24 protein-coding genes are annotated in these 21,932 nt (G+C 39.9%); 4 read left to right on the forward strand and 20 right to left on the reverse strand.

Features of this window, described 5'->3' with window-relative positions:
* Positions 1-42: 42 nt before the first annotated feature.
* The 5 genes from NE848_RS16130 to mutY form a co-directional block, all read right to left on the reverse strand.
* Entirely contained in the window at positions 43-948 is a 906-nt protein-coding gene (locus NE848_RS16130; RefSeq protein ID WP_252115630.1) for a DMT family transporter, read from the reverse strand.
* A 54-nt stretch (positions 949-1,002) separates the two neighbouring features.
* A complete protein-coding gene (gene gldD, locus NE848_RS16135) occupies positions 1,003-1,578 on the reverse strand; it encodes a gliding motility lipoprotein GldD (protein ID WP_252115631.1) in 576 nt (191 codons plus the stop codon).
* A complete protein-coding gene (locus NE848_RS16140; protein WP_252115632.1) occupies positions 1,575-2,897 on the reverse strand; it encodes a gliding motility-associated protein GldE in 1,323 nt (440 codons plus the stop codon). Before NE848_RS16140 ends, gldD begins: the two co-directional genes overlap by 4 nt.
* 21 nt (positions 2,898-2,918) lie before the next feature.
* Positions 2,919-3,389 (reverse strand): single-stranded DNA-binding protein, encoded by a 471-nt coding sequence (locus NE848_RS16145; RefSeq protein ID WP_252115633.1) that lies wholly within the window; start codon positions 3,387-3,389, stop codon positions 2,919-2,921.
* Between the two features lie 98 nt (positions 3,390-3,487).
* Positions 3,488-4,540 carry an A/G-specific adenine glycosylase gene (gene mutY / locus NE848_RS16150; RefSeq protein WP_252115634.1) on the reverse strand — a complete coding sequence of 351 codons (1,053 nt, stop codon included), beginning with the start codon at positions 4,538-4,540 and terminating at the stop codon, positions 3,488-3,490.
* A 142-nt stretch (positions 4,541-4,682) separates the two neighbouring features.
* Here mutY and NE848_RS16155 point away from each other — a divergent pair, with 142 nt between their 5' ends.
* The 3 genes from NE848_RS16155 (at position 4,683) to NE848_RS16165 (ending at position 7,616) form a co-directional block, all read left to right on the forward strand.
* On the forward strand, positions 4,683-4,973 hold the full coding sequence (locus tag NE848_RS16155; RefSeq protein WP_131393714.1) for an HU family DNA-binding protein: 291 nt from the start codon (positions 4,683-4,685) through the stop codon (positions 4,971-4,973).
* 326 nt (positions 4,974-5,299) lie between these two features.
* Complete coding sequence (locus NE848_RS16160) at positions 5,300-6,841, forward strand: Rne/Rng family ribonuclease (RefSeq protein ID WP_252115635.1); 1,542 nt, start codon at positions 5,300-5,302, stop codon at positions 6,839-6,841.
* Between the two features lie 298 nt (positions 6,842-7,139).
* The gene (locus NE848_RS16165; RefSeq protein WP_252115636.1) at positions 7,140-7,616 is read left to right on the forward strand and encodes a regulatory protein RecX; all 477 of its coding nucleotides are present in this window, start codon (positions 7,140-7,142) and stop codon (positions 7,614-7,616) included.
* On the opposite strand, the gene NE848_RS16170 is transcribed toward NE848_RS16165, so the two are convergent.
* The 8 genes from NE848_RS16170 to NE848_RS16205 form a co-directional block, all read right to left on the reverse strand.
* Positions 7,606-8,487: a cupin-like domain-containing protein gene (locus NE848_RS16170; RefSeq protein WP_252115637.1), complete on the reverse strand. Its 882-nt coding sequence runs from the start codon at positions 8,485-8,487 to the stop codon at positions 7,606-7,608. The genes NE848_RS16165 and NE848_RS16170 overlap by 11 nt on opposite strands.
* The gene (locus tag NE848_RS16175) at positions 8,484-9,356 is read right to left on the reverse strand and encodes a cupin-like domain-containing protein (RefSeq protein WP_252115638.1); all 873 of its coding nucleotides are present in this window, start codon (positions 9,354-9,356) and stop codon (positions 8,484-8,486) included. Before NE848_RS16175 ends, NE848_RS16170 begins: the two co-directional genes overlap by 4 nt.
* A gap of 17 nt (positions 9,357-9,373) precedes the next feature.
* The gene (gene bioB, locus NE848_RS16180; RefSeq protein ID WP_252115639.1) at positions 9,374-10,465 is read right to left on the reverse strand and encodes a biotin synthase BioB; all 1,092 of its coding nucleotides are present in this window, start codon (positions 10,463-10,465) and stop codon (positions 9,374-9,376) included.
* Between the two features lie 78 nt (positions 10,466-10,543).
* On the reverse strand, positions 10,544-11,698 hold the full coding sequence (locus NE848_RS16185; protein WP_252115640.1) for a beta-ketoacyl synthase N-terminal-like domain-containing protein: 1,155 nt from the start codon (positions 11,696-11,698) through the stop codon (positions 10,544-10,546).
* A gap of 58 nt (positions 11,699-11,756) precedes the next feature.
* Entirely contained in the window at positions 11,757-12,356 is a 600-nt protein-coding gene (locus tag NE848_RS16190) for an SET domain-containing protein (RefSeq protein ID WP_252115642.1), read from the reverse strand.
* 76 nt (positions 12,357-12,432) lie between these two features.
* Positions 12,433-13,722: an adenosylmethionine--8-amino-7-oxononanoate transaminase gene (gene bioA / locus NE848_RS16195; RefSeq protein WP_252115644.1), complete on the reverse strand. Its 1,290-nt coding sequence runs from the start codon at positions 13,720-13,722 to the stop codon at positions 12,433-12,435.
* Positions 13,710-14,333 carry a dethiobiotin synthase gene (bioD, locus tag NE848_RS16200; RefSeq protein ID WP_252115646.1) on the reverse strand — a complete coding sequence of 208 codons (624 nt, stop codon included), beginning with the start codon at positions 14,331-14,333 and terminating at the stop codon, positions 13,710-13,712. The genes bioA and bioD overlap by 13 nt, the downstream gene beginning before the upstream one ends.
* A 2-nt stretch (positions 14,334-14,335) precedes the next feature.
* On the reverse strand, positions 14,336-15,487 hold the full coding sequence (locus NE848_RS16205) for an aminotransferase class I/II-fold pyridoxal phosphate-dependent enzyme (RefSeq protein ID WP_252115648.1): 1,152 nt from the start codon (positions 15,485-15,487) through the stop codon (positions 14,336-14,338).
* 32 nt (positions 15,488-15,519) lie between these two features.
* Between NE848_RS16205 and NE848_RS16210 the strand changes: the two genes are divergently transcribed.
* Positions 15,520-15,960: an MgtC/SapB family protein gene (locus NE848_RS16210; RefSeq protein WP_252115649.1), complete on the forward strand. Its 441-nt coding sequence runs from the start codon at positions 15,520-15,522 to the stop codon at positions 15,958-15,960.
* Here NE848_RS16210 and mnhG read toward each other — a convergent pair.
* The 7 genes from mnhG to NE848_RS16245 are packed head-to-tail and all read right to left on the reverse strand — an operon-like array spanning position 15,957 to position 21,747.
* Positions 15,957-16,379, reverse strand: a complete 423-nt coding sequence (gene mnhG / locus NE848_RS16215) for a monovalent cation/H(+) antiporter subunit G (RefSeq protein WP_279344234.1) — start codon at positions 16,377-16,379, stop codon at positions 15,957-15,959. The two genes, NE848_RS16210 and mnhG, sit on opposite strands and share 4 nt — an antisense overlap.
* A complete protein-coding gene (locus tag NE848_RS16220) occupies positions 16,376-16,648 on the reverse strand; it encodes a cation:proton antiporter (RefSeq protein WP_252115650.1) in 273 nt (90 codons plus the stop codon). Before NE848_RS16220 ends, mnhG begins: the two co-directional genes overlap by 4 nt.
* A complete protein-coding gene (locus NE848_RS16225; RefSeq protein ID WP_252115651.1) occupies positions 16,645-17,121 on the reverse strand; it encodes a Na+/H+ antiporter subunit E in 477 nt (158 codons plus the stop codon). Before NE848_RS16225 ends, NE848_RS16220 begins: the two co-directional genes overlap by 4 nt.
* A gap of 6 nt (positions 17,122-17,127) precedes the next feature.
* Positions 17,128-18,642 carry a proton-conducting transporter transmembrane domain-containing protein gene (locus NE848_RS16230; RefSeq protein WP_252115652.1) on the reverse strand — a complete coding sequence of 505 codons (1,515 nt, stop codon included), beginning with the start codon at positions 18,640-18,642 and terminating at the stop codon, positions 17,128-17,130.
* Entirely contained in the window at positions 18,639-18,992 is a 354-nt protein-coding gene (locus tag NE848_RS16235; RefSeq protein ID WP_252115653.1) for a Na+/H+ antiporter subunit C, read from the reverse strand. The genes NE848_RS16230 and NE848_RS16235 overlap by 4 nt, the downstream gene beginning before the upstream one ends.
* 1 nt (position 18,993) lies before the next feature.
* Positions 18,994-19,410 carry a Na+/H+ antiporter subunit B gene (locus NE848_RS16240; RefSeq protein WP_252115654.1) on the reverse strand — a complete coding sequence of 139 codons (417 nt, stop codon included), beginning with the start codon at positions 19,408-19,410 and terminating at the stop codon, positions 18,994-18,996.
* A gap of 15 nt (positions 19,411-19,425) precedes the next feature.
* Positions 19,426-21,747 carry a putative monovalent cation/H+ antiporter subunit A gene (locus NE848_RS16245; RefSeq protein ID WP_252115655.1) on the reverse strand — a complete coding sequence of 774 codons (2,322 nt, stop codon included), beginning with the start codon at positions 21,745-21,747 and terminating at the stop codon, positions 19,426-19,428.
* Between the last annotated feature and the right edge of the window lie 185 nt (positions 21,748-21,932).

The following is a 21,932-nucleotide window of genomic DNA, read 5'->3' on the forward strand; positions in this document are numbered from 1 at the left end:
CAAAATTTTATAAGAAGCCCGGAAGTGATGTTCCGGGCTTTTTTATGTGGCCTGCTTTCTGAATCGGGAAATGATATCCTTTGAACGATTAACAATAAAGACTCCTACCAAAATTACGAGAGCCGAGATAAGTTGCCAGAAACTGAACACTTCGCCATCAAGAATACCCCAGCCCAAAGCCACTACCGGAATAGTATAGGTTACAGATGTGGTAAATACAGGATCTGAAATCTGTACCAGTTTATTAAAGATGATCATGGCTATTCCGGTTCCTATTATTCCCAAAATAGCTACAAAAAATACCGACCATTCTATTTCTGAAGAGTATTCCGAAAGCTCAAAAAATCCGGTGAAATAAAGAATTATTAATGCCGGGATTAGCAAAGCTGAAAAGTTCCCGACGGCAATTCCCAAAGGGGAAATATCACTCATTCTGGTCTTGAGTATATTCACGTTCATTGCATAGCAGCCTGCGGCCATTACTACAAGCAGCGAATAAAGGTAATTCTGATCGGGATTGATTGTGGCGCCGCTTAAAATAAGCCCGGCTGTGCCCAGCAAGCCTATCACCACTCCTAAGATTTTATTCTGATTAAAGACCGAATTGAAAAATATGGCACCAAAAATAAGAGTGAGCAAGGGCGTGGTTGCATTGAGGATCGAAGCAACGGCACTGTCTATTTCAGTCTCAGCAAAAGAAAAAAGATAGACTGGAAAGAAAGAACCCAGAAATCCGGAAATAACGATCCACTTCCATTGCCTTTTGGTTAGACGCCTAATACTTTTAAAACCTACCAGAACAAGAAAAACTGCTGCAAATATGATGCGAAATGAACCCACCTGCAAAGCTGTTAGACCTACCAGGGCTTTTTTAATAAGGATAAATGAACTCCCCCATACCAGGGAAAGAATAATAAGATAGATCCACTTAAGGTTACCAGATACCATATTCCACTATTGAGATGTCAAAAGTCGGCATTCTCAACAGAAGAAAAAGAAAATTCAATTCCTATTTTGCCATTTTAAGCTTTCCATCAGATGTCTGATATCTTTTTTCAGATAATCTGCAGCAGGAACAATAGAATCAAAATTTGGGAGCGAGTTAAAGTAGACCGAACCCGTAAGAAAATGATCGGTACTATCAGTAAGGTAGAACTGCGCCTGAGAAGCCGCGTTTCCATCTACCTCGTAGAACATGCCATAGGTATCATTAAACTCATTGGTATAAATATCTCCTTCTATTACATCAGCTTTTATGGTATGCTGTAAAGGAAGCTTTTGTGCATCTCGCAGCAAAGAATCGAGATTATTATTAACCGGTTGATAAGTAATAAAAATGGTGCCGTTCATAGACTTATATTCCAGATCTATCCAGCAGGGAATCCGGTTCCTGGAAGGGACTATTTCGGCCAGATCATTCTTCTCAAAAGTATAGGGACAACCAATATCAACTCTTCTATATTTAGCTTCAGGATACTCAAGAGCTAAAAAACCTTTTGGTTTGGGTTTGGGATCTTCTTTACAGGCTGAAAGCACCAGAATTAAAGTTCCCAAAAATGCCAGAATCAGTCGTCTCATACCGGAGCTATACTAAGTTTAATTTGTTTGATACGTTTATCGTCTATCACCTCGATTGTGAAAGCATAATTAAGAAAGGTAATCACATCGTTCTTTTTTGGAAAACCTCCTGAAATCTCAAGAAGAAAACCGGCGAGTGTGTCGGCCTCACCCTTCTGATCTTCAAAAACAGATGGGTCTTCAATTTTCACAATCTTATAAAAATCCTTTAAAGGCGTTTTACCTTCAAAAACAAAGTTATTCTCATCCAGTTTTGAATAAATAAGATCTTCATCATCAAATTCATCACTAATATCGCCAACTATTTCTTCAATTATATCCTCCAGGGAGATAAGCCCGCTGGTGCCTCCATACTCATCTACAACGATGGCAAGGTGATTTTTCTTATTCTTAAATTCATTCAGCAGATCATCCAGTTTCTTGTTCTCAGGAACAAAATATGGCTCCCTAATCAAACTGGTCCAGTCAAAATTCTTCTTATTCAGATATGGCAACAGGTCTTTGATGTAAAGAATACCTATCACATTATCTATATTCTCGCGGTAAACAGGAATCCGTGAATAGCCATTCTCTATGATTTCGGGGATGATATCACTAAAAGAACTTTCCTCGTTAAGGGCAAAAATATCCATTCTTGGTCTCATCACCTGCTTGGTGTCAGTATTTCCAAAGCTCACGATACCCTGAAGTATCTTTTGCTCTTCCCTTGTAGTATCCTCTTCACTGGTAAGTTCCAGCGCCTGGGAAAGATGATCTATACTTATAAAAGAGCGTTGTTTCCCCAGTTTTTCGTGAAAATATAGAGTTACAGCCCTCATTGGGGTACTTAGAGGAGAAAAAAAGCTGTCCAGAAAATTAATAGGATAAGCCATAAAATTAGAGAATTGCACTTTATTCCTGCTCGCGTAAACCTTAGGTAGAATCTCCCCGAAAAGGAGAATAAGAAAGGTAACAAGACCAACTTCAAAAAGAAAACGCAAATCTATCCCATAAACTTCGGTATTTACCCCCGCAAAAAGATCGTCAGCCAGATTATCAAAAAGAAGAACGATTGCGATATTAATAAAATTATTAGCCACTAGAATGGTAGCCAGCAACTTCTTTGGCTTTTCAAGCAGATTGATAACTATATTCTGGGTTTTTGTCCTTTTCCCGTCTTCGGTTATAAAGTTGGCCGGCGTTAAGGAAAAGAATGCTACCTCAGCTCCTGATATCAAAGCAGAACATAGCAATAGCACGAATAAAAATATCAAGCTGATAAGCTGGGTGAATCCCATTGTGGCCCAAAACAAAAGCAAACTGGGAGGTTCCGAATCCAAAGGCAAAAATTTTAATTAAACTTAGAATGGCAAATCGTCTTCCTCTTCATCCTGGGAATATGCCTCATTACGATTAGAATAGTTTTCGTTCTTAGGCTTAGCCGCTCTATCCCCTGAAGCCTGGGAATTTCCAGATGGCTCGGCGCCCGATTCATTCTTAGGCGTCAAAAAGGTAAATTCGGTACAATGGATTTCTGTCTGATACCTCTCATTTCCCTGGTCATCCTGCCATTTACGGGTTTTAATACGCCCTTCTACATAGACTTTATCCCCCTTTTTCAGATATTTTTCACATATCTCGGCAGCCTTGTTACGTACTACTACGTTGTGCCATTCTGTACTGGTCACACGTTCTCCTGTAGTCCTATTGGTGTAACTCTCATTTGTAGCCAGAGGGAACCTCCCAATGGAGCCACCGCCTTCAAAATAATGCATTTTCACATCATCGCCTGTGTGTCCTATTAACATTACTTTGTTCAATGTACCTGTCATTTCTCGATTTTTTGATTAGCGTTAAAAGCTTATTAGAACTAAAATACTAAAAAATTCTACCTAAATCTGCAAAAACAGCCAAAGATATAAACAAGGATTTATTTATACTCTTCTGGAAGATATTCATTTAAAAAATTTTCAATAAGTACCGGTACGGGATAATCGAGCACCTCTTCCAACTTAATCGCTTCTTTTGAAATGCCTGAAGAATTAACCAGCCAGAAACATGTATATAAATGCTGATGTGACAATTTATGCACCACCGGTTCTCTATTGAAAAGCTCAACAGAAAAGTCCTCCTTTCCCAACTCTTTTTTGAATGCATCCAATGACCTTAGCTCATCTTCTCCTATAGGTCTTTCCGATTCAACTAATGGAAACTGGTATAAACCATTCCAGATGCCTTTTCCCTTACGCTGTTCAAGAACAGTTTTGTTATTCTCAAGATCGAAGACCAGGTAATTGAAATATCTTTTTTTCACTTTTGCCTTTTTAAGCTTAACAGGCAATTCTTTCACCTTATGCTCTTTCAAAGCAATGCACTTATCATTAAATGGACATACCTCACATGCAGGGTTTTGAGGTTTACAGTGTAAGGCTCCAAACTCCATTAAGGCCTGATTAAAAGTTGCGGGATCTTCCCTGTCAAGCAATTCCATTGCCAGAGCTTTAAACTCCTTAATCCCTTTAGTACTATTAATAGGAGTATCAATTCCAAAAATTCTTGAAAGAACACGATAAACATTTCCGTCAACAACAGCCACAGGCTCATTGTAACATATAGATGCAATTGCACTGGCCGTATAATCCCCCACTCCTTTCAATTTTATAAGGCCTTTATAACTTTCGGGAAACTTACCATCTAACTCATTGGCAACATATTTGGCCGTTTCATGCAGATTCCTGGCCCGGGAATAGTACCCAAGGCCCTGCCAGAGCTTAAGCACTTCATCGGTAGAAGCATCGGCGAGATCAAAAACCCTTGGAAAGGCTTCGGTAAATTTATAATAATAAGGAAGGCCCTGTTCGATTCGCGTTTGCTGAAGCATTATTTCGCTGAGCCAAATATGGTACGGTTCGTGAGTATTTCTCCATGGGAGATCACGTTTATTTTGCAAGTACCAATGCGTCAGTCTCTTGGAAAAATCCATAGTTAAAAGTGAATATTCGCAATAATAAGAGTTTATTGCGTTATTATTAGTGAATTAGGTTTGAAATATTGTAGATTTAATTCTTATATTTGCCCCCTTGAAAAATAGAAACCCCAATTTATAAAATTTAAATAGTACGAAAATGACTAAAGCAGATATCGTAGCAAACATTTCGGAGAAATTAGGAATGGAAAAAGGAGACGTTCAGGCTACTATTGAATCTTTCATGGACGAAGTTAAAAATTCACTTGAAAGTGGAGATAACGTGTACCTTCGCGGTTTCGGAAGCTTTGTTGTAAAGACAAGAGCCGAAAAAACCGGTAGAAACATTTCTAAGAACACTACCATCAAAATTCCTGCTCACAACATTCCAGCATTCAAACCTGCAAAGATCTTTGTTGAAGGAGTAAAATCGAATGTTGAAGTAAAATAATTGAATCCTCCCCGCTTTGCGGGGTGGCTTCTGATGAAATATTTATTAATTTAAACGACATTACACTATGCCAAGTGGTAAGAAAAGAAAAAGACATAAGGTGGCCACGCACAAGCGTAAGAAAAGAAGAAGAGCTAATCGCCACAAGAAAAAGTAGTGTGACAACTACTTTTTTTATTTAATTTAAATCGTTCTTTGAAATCGAAGCCCCCGACAGGAATTCATATGTCGACGAGGTTTCTTCAGGATTCAAAAACCTGTGAAAAAATAATGTTTAATCCATCTATGTCTGTTTCCATACAGATATGGATATAAAATCTGGAAGTGTGGACAAAGAATTAATTATCAGGTCCGAACCTTCTGCTGTAGATTTTGCCTTATTAAAAGATGGAAAACTTATTGAACTCAACAAGGAAGAAGACAGCAACAAATTCAATGTTGGTGATATTTATATCGCCAAGATTCGAAAAGCTGTTCCCGGGTTAAATGCCGCATTCGTAAATGTAGGCTATGAGAAAGATGGTTTTTTACACTATCATGATCTGGGCCCCCAGGTTTCTTCTTTATTAAAGTTCATAAAACGTGTAAGCACAGGTAAACTCAAAGATTATTCTTTAAAGAATTTTCCTTTTGAAAAGGATATAGACAAAAACGGCGCTATTGCCGATGTCTTAAAATCAAACCAGTCGCTACTGGTTCAAATCGTTAAAGAACCAATCTCTACAAAAGGCCCCAGGATAAGCTCCGAGCTTTCCCTACCTGGCCGTTATATTGTACTGGTTCCTTTTTCCAACCGGATTTCGGTTTCTCAAAAAATCGAGAGCAAAGATGAAAAGGAACGCCTAAAGAGACTGGTAAAAAGCATTAAACCCAAAGGTTTTGGTGTTATTGTAAGAACCGTAGCACAAGGCAAAAAAGTAGCAGAACTGGACAGAGATCTTCAAAATTTGATGGATCGCTGGACAGCCATGTGTAAAAAACTGTATAAACCGCATCATCCTTCTAAAGTTCTGGGAGAATTGAACAGGGCTTCTTCCCTGTTGAGAGACATTTTTAATGACTCCTTTACTTCTATAATCGTAGATGATGAAACGCTTTATACTCAAATCAAAGATTATTTGAGCGAAATTGCTCCAGAAAAAGAATCAATCGTAAAACTGCATCAATCCAACCAGCCCATTTTTGAAAAATTTGGTATCGAAAGACAAATTAAAACTTCCTTTGGGCGCACCGTATCCATGAGTAAAGGCGCCTACCTGGTGATAGAGCACACAGAAGCCATGCACGTTATAGACGTGAATAGCGGAAACCGCTCCAACAAATCTAAGAACCAGGAAGATACCGCACTGGAGGTGAATCTTATAAGTGCTACCGAAATAGCCCGACAGTTACGACTTCGTGACATGGGTGGTATTATTGTGGTAGACTTTATAGATATGAATAGAGCGGAAAACCGAAAGGCGCTTTATGATCACCTTAGAAAAGAAATGAGTGATGACAGGGCAAAACATAAGATTTTGCCACCAAGTAAATTCGGATTGGTTCAAATAACGAGACAGCGCGTAAGGCCAGAAATGAATATCAAAACCCGTGAGGAAGATCCTAACGGAAATGGTGAAATTGAAGCACCTATAAGTTTGGTAAACAAAATTAAAGTGGACCTTGAAAAACTGATCAAGAAAAAAGAACATAAAAAGATCACGCTGAGCGCTCATCCATTTATTGCCGCCTTTTTAACCAAAGGCTTTCCATCTCCCCGATCTAAGTGGTTTGTAGACCACAAACGTTGGGTGAAAATTTTACCTCGAGATGCTTACACGTATTTAGAGTACCACTTTCACGATAAAGACGGGAAAGTGATCAAATAAACAAAAACGCCTTCAAGCAATTGTAAGGCGTTTTTTTATGCTCTAAATCGAAATGGTCTTCTGTTATTTCCACTCCCTATTATTCATCATTAGTTTATATTTGAACAATGAGAAAATATTCTATCCTGATTAGCATAATTACTTTGATAGTAGGTTTTAGCTTTTATGGAGAATACCTAACCATAAGCATCCACGACACCTATTATTTAATTGCTGCAGAAGTTGTTTGCTTTAGTATATGGGCACTCTTAATGTTAAGCATTCTTTTAATTAACCTGAGAAAATACTTTTCGGAAAAATGAAAAATGATCGCACATCGCATACAGTAGATGAAGCACTACAAAAACTCATGCATTTTTGCGCCTACCGCGACAGGTCTCAGAAGGAAGTAGAGGATAAATTAAATCAAATGCGAATGATCCCCGAGGCTCAGGAAAAGATCATCATCTCCCTAATGCAGGATGGCTTTTTAAATGAAGAACGCTTCGCACGTAGTTTTGTGAGAGGCAAATTCCGAATGAAAAAATGGGGTAGAATAAAGATCACCCAGGAACTTAAAAAGCGTGATATTTCTTCCCCTATAATAAAGCTTGGATTATCTGAAATTAAGGAATCAGACTATCTAAAAACCCTTTATGAGCTTGCAGAAAAGAAAGAGGAAAAAACAAAGGAACCTAATTCCTTCAAAAAGAAAAAGAAGCTTGCTGATCATTTATTGCGCAAAGGCTATGAAAGTCAGCTTGTCTTTGACTGCATCAATGAACTTATAGACTAATATCATGCTTTTTATGTGTTCGTTTTAAAGCCTGTTCATTCTTATAATCTATCCACTTCTGGCCGCGAAGCTTTCTCATATAATTATCGAAATGCCGCATGAAAATCAGATTATAAACCGCCTTTGAAAAGTTAGTAAGAGTGCGGGGAGTGGCTCGAAGACTCATTGAGAATCCCGCTGTTAAGTAAGTCATTTGATGCCAGTAACCTTCCGGCATATATAAGGTCTCACCGTGTTTAAGCTCGGTTATGTAACCCTTGGCCTTCTTTAATACTGGAAATTTAGTGTAATCGGGATCATTGAAATCTATATCCTCCCTTGAAATAAGAGCATGCGGCACCTTATAAAGATGCTTACTTTCAGAAGGAGGAAAAAGAATACACTGTTTCTTTCCGTGGAAATGAAAATGAAGGATATTAGCATAGTCTATGTCATAATGCATGAATACCTTTGAATTCTCTCCTCCAAAAAAAAGCATGGGTAACTGCTTTAAAAACCTTAAACCTATATCAGGAAATTTAAAATCCCGCTGAAGGCTTGGAACCTCCTTCATCAAATGATAAAGAAATATACGGTAGTTCGTGGGCCGGGATTTTAAAAGATCAATATATTCGCTCATTTTCATCTCTGTATGAGGCTCATTGAACTTATATTGTGAAGAAATTGGCCTGTCGTCATAAAGAGGCACAATCTTATCCCCGGCAATTTGTTTTATATAATCCAGATTCCATTTCTCATATGCGGGCCAGTCTTCTATAAGCCTCTCTATTACCACAGGCTTTTGCTTCTGCACATACTCCCTGTAAAAGTCTTCTTTAGATATTGTCCTTACCCTGGGTATTGGCTTCAGTTTCATCTTATCTCGCTTCATTCTTCTATACCTGCATTTCTATGGGTTCTCTTTATTGCAACCCGGTTCTTATAGTCTATCCATTTCTGACCACCTATCTTCCGCATTAAATTATCATAATTGCGAATAAACAGAAGATTTTTAAGTACTTCCGCGATCTTTTTAGGCGATTTAGGCAGTGATCTTAAAGTTAAGGATAAACTGGGAGTCTCATATTTTATAAAATGCCACCACGAAGTCGGGATATATAATGCCTCTCCATGCTTTAATCTGGTCTCAAAACCTTTCGCCTGGGCAAGAGCCGGATACTTCTCAAAATCGGGATCGTCCATATCTATGATCTCCATACTTACGATGGAATACGGAACCTTATAAAGCAGGCCTGTTTGATCTGGAGGGTAAAGAATTATTCTCTTTTCACCAACAAAATTGAAATGAAAATTATTGGCAAGGTCCATATCGTAATGCATCACCACCTTGGCACCCTGCCCTCCCACAAAAAGCACAGGCAATTTCTTAAAGAATTTCACTCCAAGATCGGGATACTTAAAATCATCTACCAGTTCTGGACAGTTCTGAAGAAGATTAAAAAAGAACATTCTAAGGTCTGTCGGCCCTTTTTCCAGTATATCTATATACTCTTTCAAAGGTACTTTCATAGCAGGACCATGAGAGTTCTCTCTGCCTTTGGCCGGTTTCCCGTCATAAAGTGGAACCACGATCTCCCCGGCCTTTTCCCTGAAATAGTCAAAATTCCATTTCTGATACGCCGGCCAGTTTTCAGTAAGATCTTCGATCACTACCGGCTTTTTGGGAATAAAATATTCCTTCAGAAAATCTTCTTTTGAAAGATCTCTGCGCCTGGGAATATTTTGAAGATCCAGTTTCAATTTTTAAAAGTTAAAAACTAAGCCTTTGTCTTAGCCTTCTCCTGCGCCTGAAGGTTGCGATCTATAGAATGACCAGGTCTTGTCCATCTAGGCTTCTCTCCTTTGCTTTGGTATTGTGATTTATCGGCATCCACGCTTTCAGGCTGGGCTTTCTTTTCAAAAGCTTTCTGAGGATTAAGCCCTAACATTTTAAACATTTCCATGTCTTCATTCACATCGGGATTCGGGGTTGTAAGCAACTTATCCCCTGCAAAAATGGAATTCGCACCTGCAAAGAAACACATTGCCTGTCCTTCCCTGCTCATTTGCGTTCTTCCCGCTGAAAGTCTCACCTGAGTTTCAGGCATCACTATTCTTGTTGTAGCAACCATTCTTACCATATCCCATATCGGCACGGGTTCCTGCTCTTCCATAGGAGTTCCTTCTACCGGAACCAAAGCATTGATTGGTACAGACTCGGGCTGCGGATTCAAGGTAGCAAGAGCAACCAGCATTCCGGCACGATCCTCTTCACTTTCACCCATTCCTATAATTCCACCACTACAAACTGTAACATTGGTTTTTCTCACATTGTCGATAGTCTTCAACCTGTCTTCATAACCGCGGGTTGAGATTACTTCCTTATAATATTCTTCTGAAGTATCCAGGTTATGATTATAAGCATATAACCCGGCTTCCGCCAATCTTTGTGCCTGGTTTTCGGTAAGCATACCCAGGGTGCAGCATACTTCCATATCCAATTTATTAATTGTTCTTACCATTTCAAGAACATTGTCAAACTCCTCTCCGTCCTTTACATTTCTCCATGCAGCTCCCATACAAACGCGGGAGCTACCTGCCTCCTTTGCTCTCAATGCCTGGGCCTTTACCTGGTTAACGCTCATAAGATCATTACCTTCAAGATCGGTATGATATCTTGCTGCCTGCGGGCAGTAACCGCAGTCTTCAGGGCAGCCTCCGGTCTTTATTGAAAGAAGGGTTGAAACCTGAACGGTATTAGGATCGTGATGTTGACGGTGAACGGTAGCTGCTTCATAGAGCAACTCCATAAAAGGTTTATTATATATTTCGAGTATCTCTTCTTTGGTCCAGTCGTGTCTTAGTGCCATAAAATCAATTTGTATTCAAAAATAACGAAAACTAAGGTTTATTAAGGATAGCTTTCTGAAGATTTATAAACGGTAAAGCTAACAATATTTTCCCACCATGATAGAAACGGCATTTCCGCCAAATCCTACCGAATTCACAAGGATATTTTCAAGCTTCTCTGGTCGCTGCTGAAATCCTGAAAATGGAACATTTAAAAACTCCTGATGTTCAAGCATCATCACTGCCATTTCCAGGCTGAATATCCCCGATGCCGCAAAACTGTGGCCGGTTTTCCATTTATTGCTGGTCATGGCCGGAAGTGTTTTGCCAAATACTTCTTTTAATGCATTCACCTCGGCCAAGTCCCCACCTATGGTACCCGGGGCATGCATTACCACCGCGTCCACCTCTTCCGGTTTCATATCACCCAGTGCCATTTTCATGGATTTCTGTAGGCATTTCCCTTTTTTCGATAAAGAAGCCCCGTGTTTAAGTTTTTCATTCGCAAATCCAATCCCTTTGATAAAAGTCACTGAATCGTCTTCTATGCCATTCTTCAGGGAAATAACACCCGCACCCTCACCAAGTATCATCGAATTTTTGGTTTTATCCATATCCAGAGAGCGGCAGGGGTAATCGTGATTCTCCATTGCAAAGATCTTCATCGCCTTCATCTGGGCCAGTGTAAAACCTGTGAGTGGAGCTTCACTACCACCGGCGATAAAACTATCTGCCATCCCGCTTCTTATCCACGCAATTGCATTCAGAATAGAATGCATACCAGTTGAGCAGGTAACACTATGCGAAAACTCCGGACCATTTATCTGAAGATCCTGAGCTACCCAGGAAGAAATATTACCCAACGTAGTAGATGGCGAGGTATAGGTGGAAGTCTTCCCTGTATTTATATATTCTGAATGATATTTCTCAAAGAGCTCGGTAGCTCCACGGCTACTTCCTATATTAATTCCGGCGCTTTCCGAAATACCGGAATTTTTAACCGCTTTTCTTGCCGCCAGGATTGCATATAAAACAGACCTGTCCAGATACCTGTACCTGGTATTTTCACCTCTTAATTTTTCTACCTCTTCCTGGAGATATTCAGGCAAAAAAGCTCCCAGGCCGGGACTTCCGTCAAAGTTGGCCTCCTTAAAGAAATGCTTATCTGATCTGTAATTATTCCACACCTCGGAAGGAGAACTTCCTAAAGGAGAAATAGTACCTATTGAAGTTATGGAAACAGGATTTTTCAAAAGCTTCAGTTTTTCCGCTAAAATACGGCTCAAATACCTACTGACTAAATTTGAGCTATTAAATTCTGCTTTTTTCAGGTTTACAATAAAGGTTTTTCGTTGAAAGCATTCTCTTCCTACCACTAACCACAGCCTTAATTTCTTGCTTTACTTCATCAGAAAGCAATTCAAACAAGGGTTGAACCCGGTCTTCTATAAGCGGAAAGAGGTCTTCCAGAACCTTATCCCAGTCCTTATAGCATTTCAGAATATCATCGGGGTGAACAACCTTACGCTCCACCCCTTCATCTCGAGGTGTAAAAGATTCTGACAGGTTTAGATAACCATAATCATCGGTGAGTTCTTCACCAGCCTTGATATCCCTTATGGCAACTTCAAAATTATATGCAGTGGAAAGACAGTTCGATCTGAAGCTATGATTCACATATTTCGCGATATCCCAGCAAAGAATATGCTCTCCCTTTTGATTGCGAAAACTGTATTTTTCAAGGAGTTCCCGGGTAAGAGGTTTTAATTCCTCCGGCTTATCTGGTGGAAACACAAGATCAAGTTCATCCTGCACCCATGTAATAGTTCCTTTCGGGAGCAATTTGGTAGCAACGACCCCAAACCCCTTCTCCTCATCTATCCATTCTAACCGCGTATCAGGATGCATCATAATTTTCAGATTAACCTATCTAAATTAGATAAAAATCGAATCCGAAAATTAAAAATATTAACTTATCAGCAAGTTTTTAAAATGCTAACAATGAACCCTCTATCACCGAATAAACTTTTTTAAGCTCTGCTTCTGAAATGGTATATGGTGGCACTATGTAAATAGTACTCCCAAGAGGCCGAAGGAATACGCCGTTATCCATAAAGAATTTAAAGATCTCGTTCCTTAGATTACCATATCTTTCCATCTTCACATCCAGCTCAAATGCCATGATCACGCCCTTTGATCGTGCGTTTTTAACCTTCGCTTTAGAGCTAAGCTTTTTTGCAAATTCCTTATTGGCATTGGATATCCGGTGAATATTTTCCTGAATTTCATCAGAAACAAGTAATTCTACCGCGGCAAGTGCAGCTGAACAAGCGAGCGGATTGGCGGTATACGTATGGCCATGAAAAAGCCCTTTCGCTATATCATCAGAATAAAAGGCATCATAGATCTTCTGGCTGCACGAAGTAAGTCCCATAGGAAGCAGGCCTGCTGTAAGTGCCTTCGACATGCAGATCACATCGGGCTTTTGTTCAATATAATCTGACGCAAAATATTTTCCAGTCTTTCCAAATCCCGTCATCACCTCATCTGCCACCAGGATGATATCATTACGCCTGCAGACCTTCAGGATCTCATTCAAACCTCCGGCATCATGAAATTTCATGGCTGCCGCTCCCTGGACAAGAGGTTCATAAATAAATCCGGCAATATTATGTTTTGAAATAAGGTCTTTTAGTATCGAAATAACTTCGTCATTATTCTTACCATTTGGAACCGGAAGCCTTTCAACCCTTGTAAAATGATCTTCAAAGGCTCCATTATAGACAGATAAACCTGAAACCGACATCGCTCCAAAGGTATCGCCATGAAAACCTTCCTCAAATGCCAGCATTACCTGGCGGTCATTGCCTGAATTATGATGGTACTGCAGGGCCATTTTAATCCCGATCTCTGTAGCTGTAGATCCGTTATCATTGAAGAAAAGCTTTTGCTGTCCTTCTGGCAATATTTTTATTAAGGCCTCAGAAAGCTCTATGGCAGGCTTATGAGTAAAGCCACTAAAGACCACCTGATCCAGATTCTGCATCTGCTTTGCAACCCTATCGGTAATATAGCTGTTGCAATGACCGTAAACCGCGGTGTACCATGAAGAGATCGCATCGATGTATTCCTTACCCTCCTCATCAATCAGTATACTCCCCTTAGCGCTTTTGATTGGCAGCATATGGGGAGAAATCTTATGCTGTGTTAATGGATGCCAAAGATGTTTTTTATCTCTGTCTGCTAGGTTTTCCCCCACCGTTCTTATATCTCGCATAATTTCTTTCTGAATTTTTCGGCGTATTCACTCACCACCATTTCATCAAAATAAGGTTCTTCGTCGATCCTTCCAATAACTTCAACCTTACCAATTTTTCTGATCACATCTTCTGTTGAAGGATTCTCTTCGCCACTAAAAATGATTCCTATTTTATCAATTCCCCGGCTTTTAAGAGCTTCAATGCTCAGCAGGGTATGATTTATACTCCCAAGGTAATGTCTTGAAACCAGGACCACAACATGATCCTTAGCAATGAGATCTATTATGGTCTCCTTTTCATTCAGTGGTACCAGCAAGCCGCCGGCACCTTCGACCACCAGGTCTCTTTTCGTTTCCGGCGGTTTTATATCCTTCACCTTTATTTTCACCCCATCAATCTCGGCCGCCGCATGTGGACTCATGGGAGTATTCAGGGCATAGGCATTATCATGAAAAACGGTCTCACTGTTCTTCACCAGTCGGCGAAGCTTGTGAGTATCGGAATTATCCAGATCACCCGCCTGCACCGGCTTCCAGTAATCTGCCTTTAAAGCTTCGGTCACGATTGCCGAAACTATGGTTTTTCCAACTTCAGTCCCAATTCCCGTGATAAAATATTTTCTCGCCATTTTCAGGATTTTGCCACAAAATTAGCCAGGAGTTTTAAGACCTCCGAAATTTCCTGGGTAGAATTGTAGCTATGAATACAAAATCTCAGTCTTTCCTTACCCTGAGGAACGGTAGGCGACAATATCGCTTTTACATTAAAGCCCTTTCCATGCAATCCGGCAGCTATCTCTTTCACTTCAGAATTCCCAGGAATTATGCAACTCTGAATAGCTGATTCGCTTTCAACGAATGAGTCTTCAAGTGCATTCTTTTTGATCTCTGATCTGAAATACTGAATATTCTCCCTGAGAATATTTAGTTCAGACCGGTCATTTTCTAAAAAACGATAAGTAGCAAATATTGAAGCAATTGAATGTGGAGATAAAGCTGTAGTATAGATAAAGCTCCTGGAAAAATTTATAAGATAATCCATCAGCTGCCTGCTTCCTAGAATCACCGCTCCATGACAGCCCATAGCCTTTCCAAAAGTATGTATCCGTGCAAATATCTCACGCTCCAAACCTAATTCCTGAAGCAGGCCTTCTCCTTTTTTACCAAGTACACCCGTAGCATGAGCTTCGTCCACGATCAGATTAAAATTAAATTCATCTGCCATTCCCACAAGTGCTTCAAGGTCTGGTGAATCTCCATCCATGGAGAATACCGATTCGGTCACAACATAAATTTCTGAATCCTCCTCTTTTGAAAACTTCTGAAGCTTTTTCCGGAGACCTTCCAGATCATTATGCCCGAATTTCACGTTTCGAGCCAGGCTCATTTTTAGTCCGTCACGGATGGATGCATGTGAAAATTCATCATAGAAAATTATATCGTTCTTTTGAGGAACCGCAGAAAAGAATCCAACATTAGCATCATAACCGGAATTAAAAATCAGTGCAGACTGAGAATTATGAAAACTGGCAAGCATATTTTCTGCCTTTTTAAATAGTGGATGATTTCCTGAAAGCAACCTGGATCCTGTGGAGCCATTAAGAAGCTTGGAAGCATCCAATATTCTCACGGTATTCTCAAATATTTTTTCTGATCTGGCAAAGCCTAAATAGTCATTAGAGAAAAGATCCACTCCAAAAGTTTCGGAAGATAGTTGGCGAAAAGAGTTTTCATCTTTCCTTTTCTGGAGTCTTTTCTCTAATTTTAAAGGAAGCTTTTTCATTACACAAAAATAAACAATCAGCAAGACAATCTATGGACTGGACAATATTTGCCCTGAGAGTAGGGCTCGCTGCCGCGGCCGGACTTATAATAGGACTAGAACGAGAAACACAGGGTAAACAGGCCGGTTTAAAAACCAATGCACTGGTGGCCCTGGGAGCCTGTGTCTTCATTTTAATGTCCCTGAATTTTGAAGGAGATAAATATGTTGATATTACTCGTGTACTCGGCCAGGTTGTAGTGGGTATAGGCTTTATAGGAGCCGGTACTATTCTACAAAAAGGAAAACAGGTAAAAGGCCTAACAACTGCAGCAACCGTTTGGTGTAGCGCAGCTTCCGGATGCCTGGCAGGATACGGACTTTATAAAGAACTCGCGATCGTATGTGGAGTAATCCTGATCATTAACCTGGTCTTCGGTTATGTAGAACATAAAATGATCAAGAAAAAGAAAAAAGAAGGCAAAATAGATTAATGGAAATCTTCTTCATTAGTCTCATTTCTCGTGTGATCGATATTATCTTCGGGAGTATCGTCCACGATACTTTTAAGAACATGAGTATTCTTCTGATATTTCCCACGCAGATCATCCATCACAGATTTATCCCATAGTTTTATTCCTATAAAATAAGAAGCTCTTCCAATTAAATGGGCACTTACAGGGGCGGTCAGAAAAATGAATAAAATGATCACAAAAGCCTGTGAGGTCACATCGGCATTACTAAAATAAACAGTAGTAGCCATCAACACCAGTCCAACCCCAAGGGTAGCGGCCTTAGTGGTAACCGAGATCCTTAGATAGGTATCTGGCATTCTTATAAGCCCTATCGCAGCAAAGAGCACGAAAAGGGCTCCAAATGTGGCCAAAGCTCCTATTATAATATCTATGATCATTTTCTTCTTCTTTTTTCCAGGTAATATGAAAGTGCCACCGTACTCAGAAACGCGATAAGCGCAAGGATAAGGGCCGTATCCATTAATGTGGAATGATTGTATATAATGCTATATACGGCAATTATACCTATCCCTGTAGTAATTAGTAGATCCAATGCGATAACCTTATCAGCAATACTTGGACCTTTGATAAAACGCCAAAAGATAAGTACCGCCGCAATTACCAGTACTGGCAGAATAACATAATGTAAATAGTCAAATAACGTCATGAAAATACCTCCAAAATTCTGCGTTCAAAACCTTCTTTAATGCCCCTGATGAATTTCTCCCTGTCTTTTATGTACATGGCATGTACGAACAGTACCTTTTTATCATTGGAAACATCTATACTTAAGGTCCCCGGCGTAAGTGAGATCATATTTGCCAGGACCGTAATTGCAATATCCGATTTTACGTCCAGAGGAACCATAATTATCCCAGGAGTCATATTCAACCTGGGAGTGATAACCTCATAGGCCACCTGCAGATTAGCTTTTATAAGTTCATATAAAAAGAACAATAAAAGCAAAATGATCTTTGGAACGATAAGGAAATACTTACTGCGTCCCCTACCAACAGTAATCAGCCAGAGAATATGAAAATTCAGGAAGAATCCGAACAGGTAATTTTCGAATGAAAAATCTCCCGTTAGAGCCACCCAAACAAAGGTTAGTAATATGTTTGAAAGAAACTTATTCTTCATTCCTTCTTATTTCTTCATATTTAAAACGGTATCTATATACCCCTGATTATTCACAAGTTCATCAGCTATCCTTGCAGAAAGTTCCTGAATATGCTCGGCACCAAACCCAATATACAAAGATACTATACTAAGAAGGGTCACAGGCACAATAAATTGCAACCTCTTGTAGTTCTTCATTTTACTGAAATATCCGAAATTGCTTCTAAATGGTAGTTCCTTCCCTTCTTTCCAGAATACCTCCGACCATAATCTTGCGATAATCACCAATGTAATAAAACTTGCAAAGATAATGGCTGCTACAGTTATATAAGAACCTCCGCTAAATCCTGCCTTGATCAAATTGATCTTGGGCCAGAAGCCTGAAAGCGGCGGGATCCCCACAAGGGAGAACAATGGAATAAATAAAAGTAAACTGATCTTTGGCCACTTTGCATATATCCCTCCAAGATCTCTCATACTGTTAGTTCCCTTTATACGGTATATCACCCCGCTCAACATAAACAGGTTTGTCTTTACAATTATATCGTGTATAAGGTAAAAGATAGCTCCTGCAATGGCTATTTCGGTAAACATCCCCAATCCGGCTATCATGTATCCAATATGACATATAATAAGATAAGAGAAAACCTTTCTCATATTATTCTGAACCAATGCACCTATACCACCACTCACTAATGTAAGGATAGCTATAACCATCAAAATGTTATCTAGCAATGCATCACCGGTAAAAATCAGTGTAAACACTCTTAAGAGCGCATATACACCCACTTTGGTAAGCAGACCTCCAAAGATGGCTGAAACAGCAAAAGGCGGTGTATGATACGAAGCAGGTAACCAGAAATAAAGCGGGAACACACCTGCTTTAATTCCAAAGCCGATAAGAAAGAGGATGCCTGTGATCTGTACCAGGCCACGATTTTCAATAGCCGCTATCTTTCCAGCCAGATCGGCCATATTCAGGCTTCCTGTAAGACCATATAATACAGCAATTGCTGTAAGGAAGATCATTGAGGCGAGAATATTGAGTGTAAAATATTTTACCGCACCTTCAAGTTGTGCTTTTTCTCCCCCGATGGTTATCAATACGAAGGAGCTAATTATAATAATCTCAAACCAAACATAGAGGTTGAAAATGTCACCCGTTAGAAAGGCTCCATTTAATCCAAGTAAAAGAAAATGGAAAATAGGAAAATACCCGAACCTTAACCTGTCTCTAAGCACCGAACCTGCAGAAAATATAGAAACCGCGAGCCCGGCAATAGCTGTTAAAAGCACAAGAGTAGCAGAAAGTGTATCTGCTACGAAAGTAATTCCAAAAGGCGCAGGCCAGTCTCCAGCCTGAACAGTTTGGGTACCAAAGTTCCAGATATAATAGAACAACCATCCCGCCAGTATAACACTCAGGATACTGCCAAAGATGCTAAATACTTTCTGAAACCTAATCCTGGACCAGGCAAACAGTAAAATGATACCAATGGCTATCTGTAGAAAAAGGGGATATAGAATTAGTTGTTGTGTCATGAATCTTCGTCGGTTGCGTTCATTTCATCAAGGTCATCGGTCCTTACCACTGTATGTGCTCTTTTTACCAGAACAATGGCGAAAGACTGCAGACCAAAACTTATTACAATTGCCGTTAAAATAAGCGCCTGCGGAACAGGATCAGCAAAGGCCTCAGAGAATACCTTCCCGTCTGCCGGAATAATAGGTGGAGCTCCTTTAGTAATCCTCCCAAGAAAAAATATGAGAAGATTCGCTCCGTTACCAAGTAATATGATCCCGATAATGAGCTTTACCAAACTACGACGCAGCATCATATATATGCCTGAAGCATACAAAACACCAATCATTATTGCTAAAAGTATCTCCATATCAGGCCGATTCTGAGATTGTAAAAATTATTGTCAATGTGACTCCCACTACCACCAGATATACCCCAATATCGAAAAAGAGGGCAGAACCAATACTTCCGAGTATGGCAACCGGTTCATGCGACCATAGCCCCGTTAGAAAAGGTAGATCAAATAATGCAACCGGAGCCAGTCCACTTGAAAATGAGATGGCAAGCCCTAGTGGAATTAGATATCCCGGGTGCATAATTAATAGTTCTTTTGTCCTTTTTAACCCATTAGCGAAAGAATGGAGTATAAAGGCGATAGAGGCTATCAAACCACCCACAAAACCTCCTCCCGGAAGATAATGCCCGCGAAGCAGAATAAATATGGAAAACAGCAACAATACCGGCAAAAGGTAGTTCGAAGCTGTCTTTAATATTATAGTTGTCCGCATAATTTCTTTTTATTTCTATCTATCCTGATATCTTTTTCTATCGGCCATTTTCAATCTTAACTTCATAAGCCCGAAAACACCAACGGCCGCAATAGAAAGAACCGAAATCTCGATAAGTGTATCAGCTCCCCTGAAATCCACAAGGATCACGTTTACCACATTCTTACCATGTGCTTCAAGGTAGGCATTCTGCGCATAAAAGTTTCCTATATCCTTATTCACCGGCTCGGCTATCACCTGTAAGGCCAGTGTGGCTATAAGCAGGCCAAAGATTGCCGATAATATACCATCCCTTAATCTGGTCTTATAATCAGATAGCCTTAAATATTTTGGCAATTTATATAGCACAAGTACAAAAAGGATCACCGTCAAGGTATCTATAGAGAACTGGGTCATCGCCAAATCTGGAGCACTATAGAATACAAATATCAAACAGATAGCCAGACCAACCACACCCATGGCCACTACCGCTGCCAGTCTGGACTGAGTAAATACCGTGTAAAATATCCCTGCAATCAAGACAAGAGTAGCTGTGATCTCATAAATGGTGATCTTGGACAAGGAATGGTAATCTATTACAAAACTTGTGTTTCCTACCATGATATAGCCCACCAATACCACCAGGAAAAGGATGATAATCGATATATAATTCCGCAAGTAACCGTTTTGAAAAAAGTCTGTCCAGAAATTAGAAATCCCGATAAAGATCCTGTTGAATTTTATCAAGATGGATTCCGGGGATATAGATTCAAATTTTTCAGCAACCGCTACAAGTTTATTTGAAGGTTTTACGAAAAAATACAGTGCCGTACCCACTCCAATAGTGATGAGACTTAAAATAAACACCATATTGAAACCATGCCACAGCGCGAGATGCACTTCACTGGCATCGGCACCCATAGCTTCTACTACTGGTTTTATTATTGGAGAGTCTATAATAAATGGCGCTATCCCAAATACGAGCCCAAGAATGGCCAATAATAAAGGTGGTCCCCATAAAACAAATCCCGGCATTTTCACGTTGGAATGCTCTTCAGGTAATTTACCTGTAAAAGGCTTGATACCCGCCACAAAACCGGCATATAGAAGAAAAATCTTGGTCAGCACAATGGCGATCATCAGTAAGACAACCAAGGTTTCCGAATGGAATGATGCTTCATAGGTAAGTTCCTTTCCAACAAAACCAATGGTGGGAGGAATACCTGCACTGGAAATGGCCGCCAAAATACCGGCAACACCTACAGGCAACATAATTTTATTAAGCCCGGCCAGCTTAGTGACATCCCTGGTGTGTGCCTGGTGATCTATAATTCCCGTAACAAGGAACAAAGTAGCTTTATAGAGCGCATGCACTATTATAAAGACCGCTGCAGCAAGAAATGCCTCCTGGGTACCAAGACCGGTTAAGAAAACGAGTATCCCAAGGGCAGAAATAGTAGAATAGGCCAGGATACCCTTAAGATCGGTTCTGAATATGGTATGAATGGCCGAATACAACATTGTTATTCCACCAACTATGATCAGTGTAGTATTCCAGAAATTCTCCCCTCCCAAAACTGGGGTGAATCTCATCAGCAAATAAACACCGGCCTTTACCATAGTTGCAGAATGCAGATATGTAGAAACCGGGGTAGGAGCTTTCATCGCTCCAGGTAACCAGAAATGAAACGGAAATTGTGCCGATTTAGTAAAAGCAGCCCCAAAAATAAGCAGGACGGCTATTATGTAAAATTCATTTGACCTGATAGCTTCGCTCATCGTGAGCATTTCAGAGATGCTATAGGTCCCAGTAATATTATTAAGCAGAAGTGCTCCCGCCAGTAGTAACAAACCTCCAATCCCAGTAATTCCCAGGGCAGTTAATGCCGACTTCCGCGAAGCCTCACTAGTATTGTTAAACCCGATGAGAAAGAATGAAGTTATACTCGTTAACTCCCAGAACACGAATAATGTTATCATGTTATCTGAAAGTACAAGCCCGAGCATTGCACCCATGAAAGACGCCAGATACCCATAAAACCTGTCCAGATATTCATGCCCTTTTAAATAGGAAGAGGTATAGAAAAACACCAGAAATCCTATTCCAGTAATCAGAAGGGAAAATAATAAAGAAAGGCCATCCAGCTTAAATCCCAGGTCTACTCCAAACGAAGGAATCCACTCATATGATCGCATTATGATCTCACCGTTTGAAACCGGAATAATGAACTGAAAAAAGTAAATAAAAAGGCCTAACGGAACTAAAGAAGCCAGAATTGACAGCTTACCTTTAAATAATCTTCCCACGAAAACGAGAAGAATAGAAAACAAAAAACCTGTAAGAATTGCGGTAAGCATACTTATTAAAATCTGTTTCCCGCAAATATAATAGTTATTATTGAAGATTTCGGATTAGAAAAACACTTCGTCATTCATAGCTCTTATTTCTCTAACTCAAAAATTTCAGGAATATAAGCAGACATTTTTTGCATAAACATATAACTGAAGAAATTCCTTCCATTTAAAAAATACATAAATTATCG

The sequence above is a fragment of the Gramella jeungdoensis genome (genome assembly GCF_023805255.1).
Classification (GTDB): domain Bacteria; phylum Bacteroidota; class Bacteroidia; order Flavobacteriales; family Flavobacteriaceae; genus Christiangramia; species Christiangramia jeungdoensis.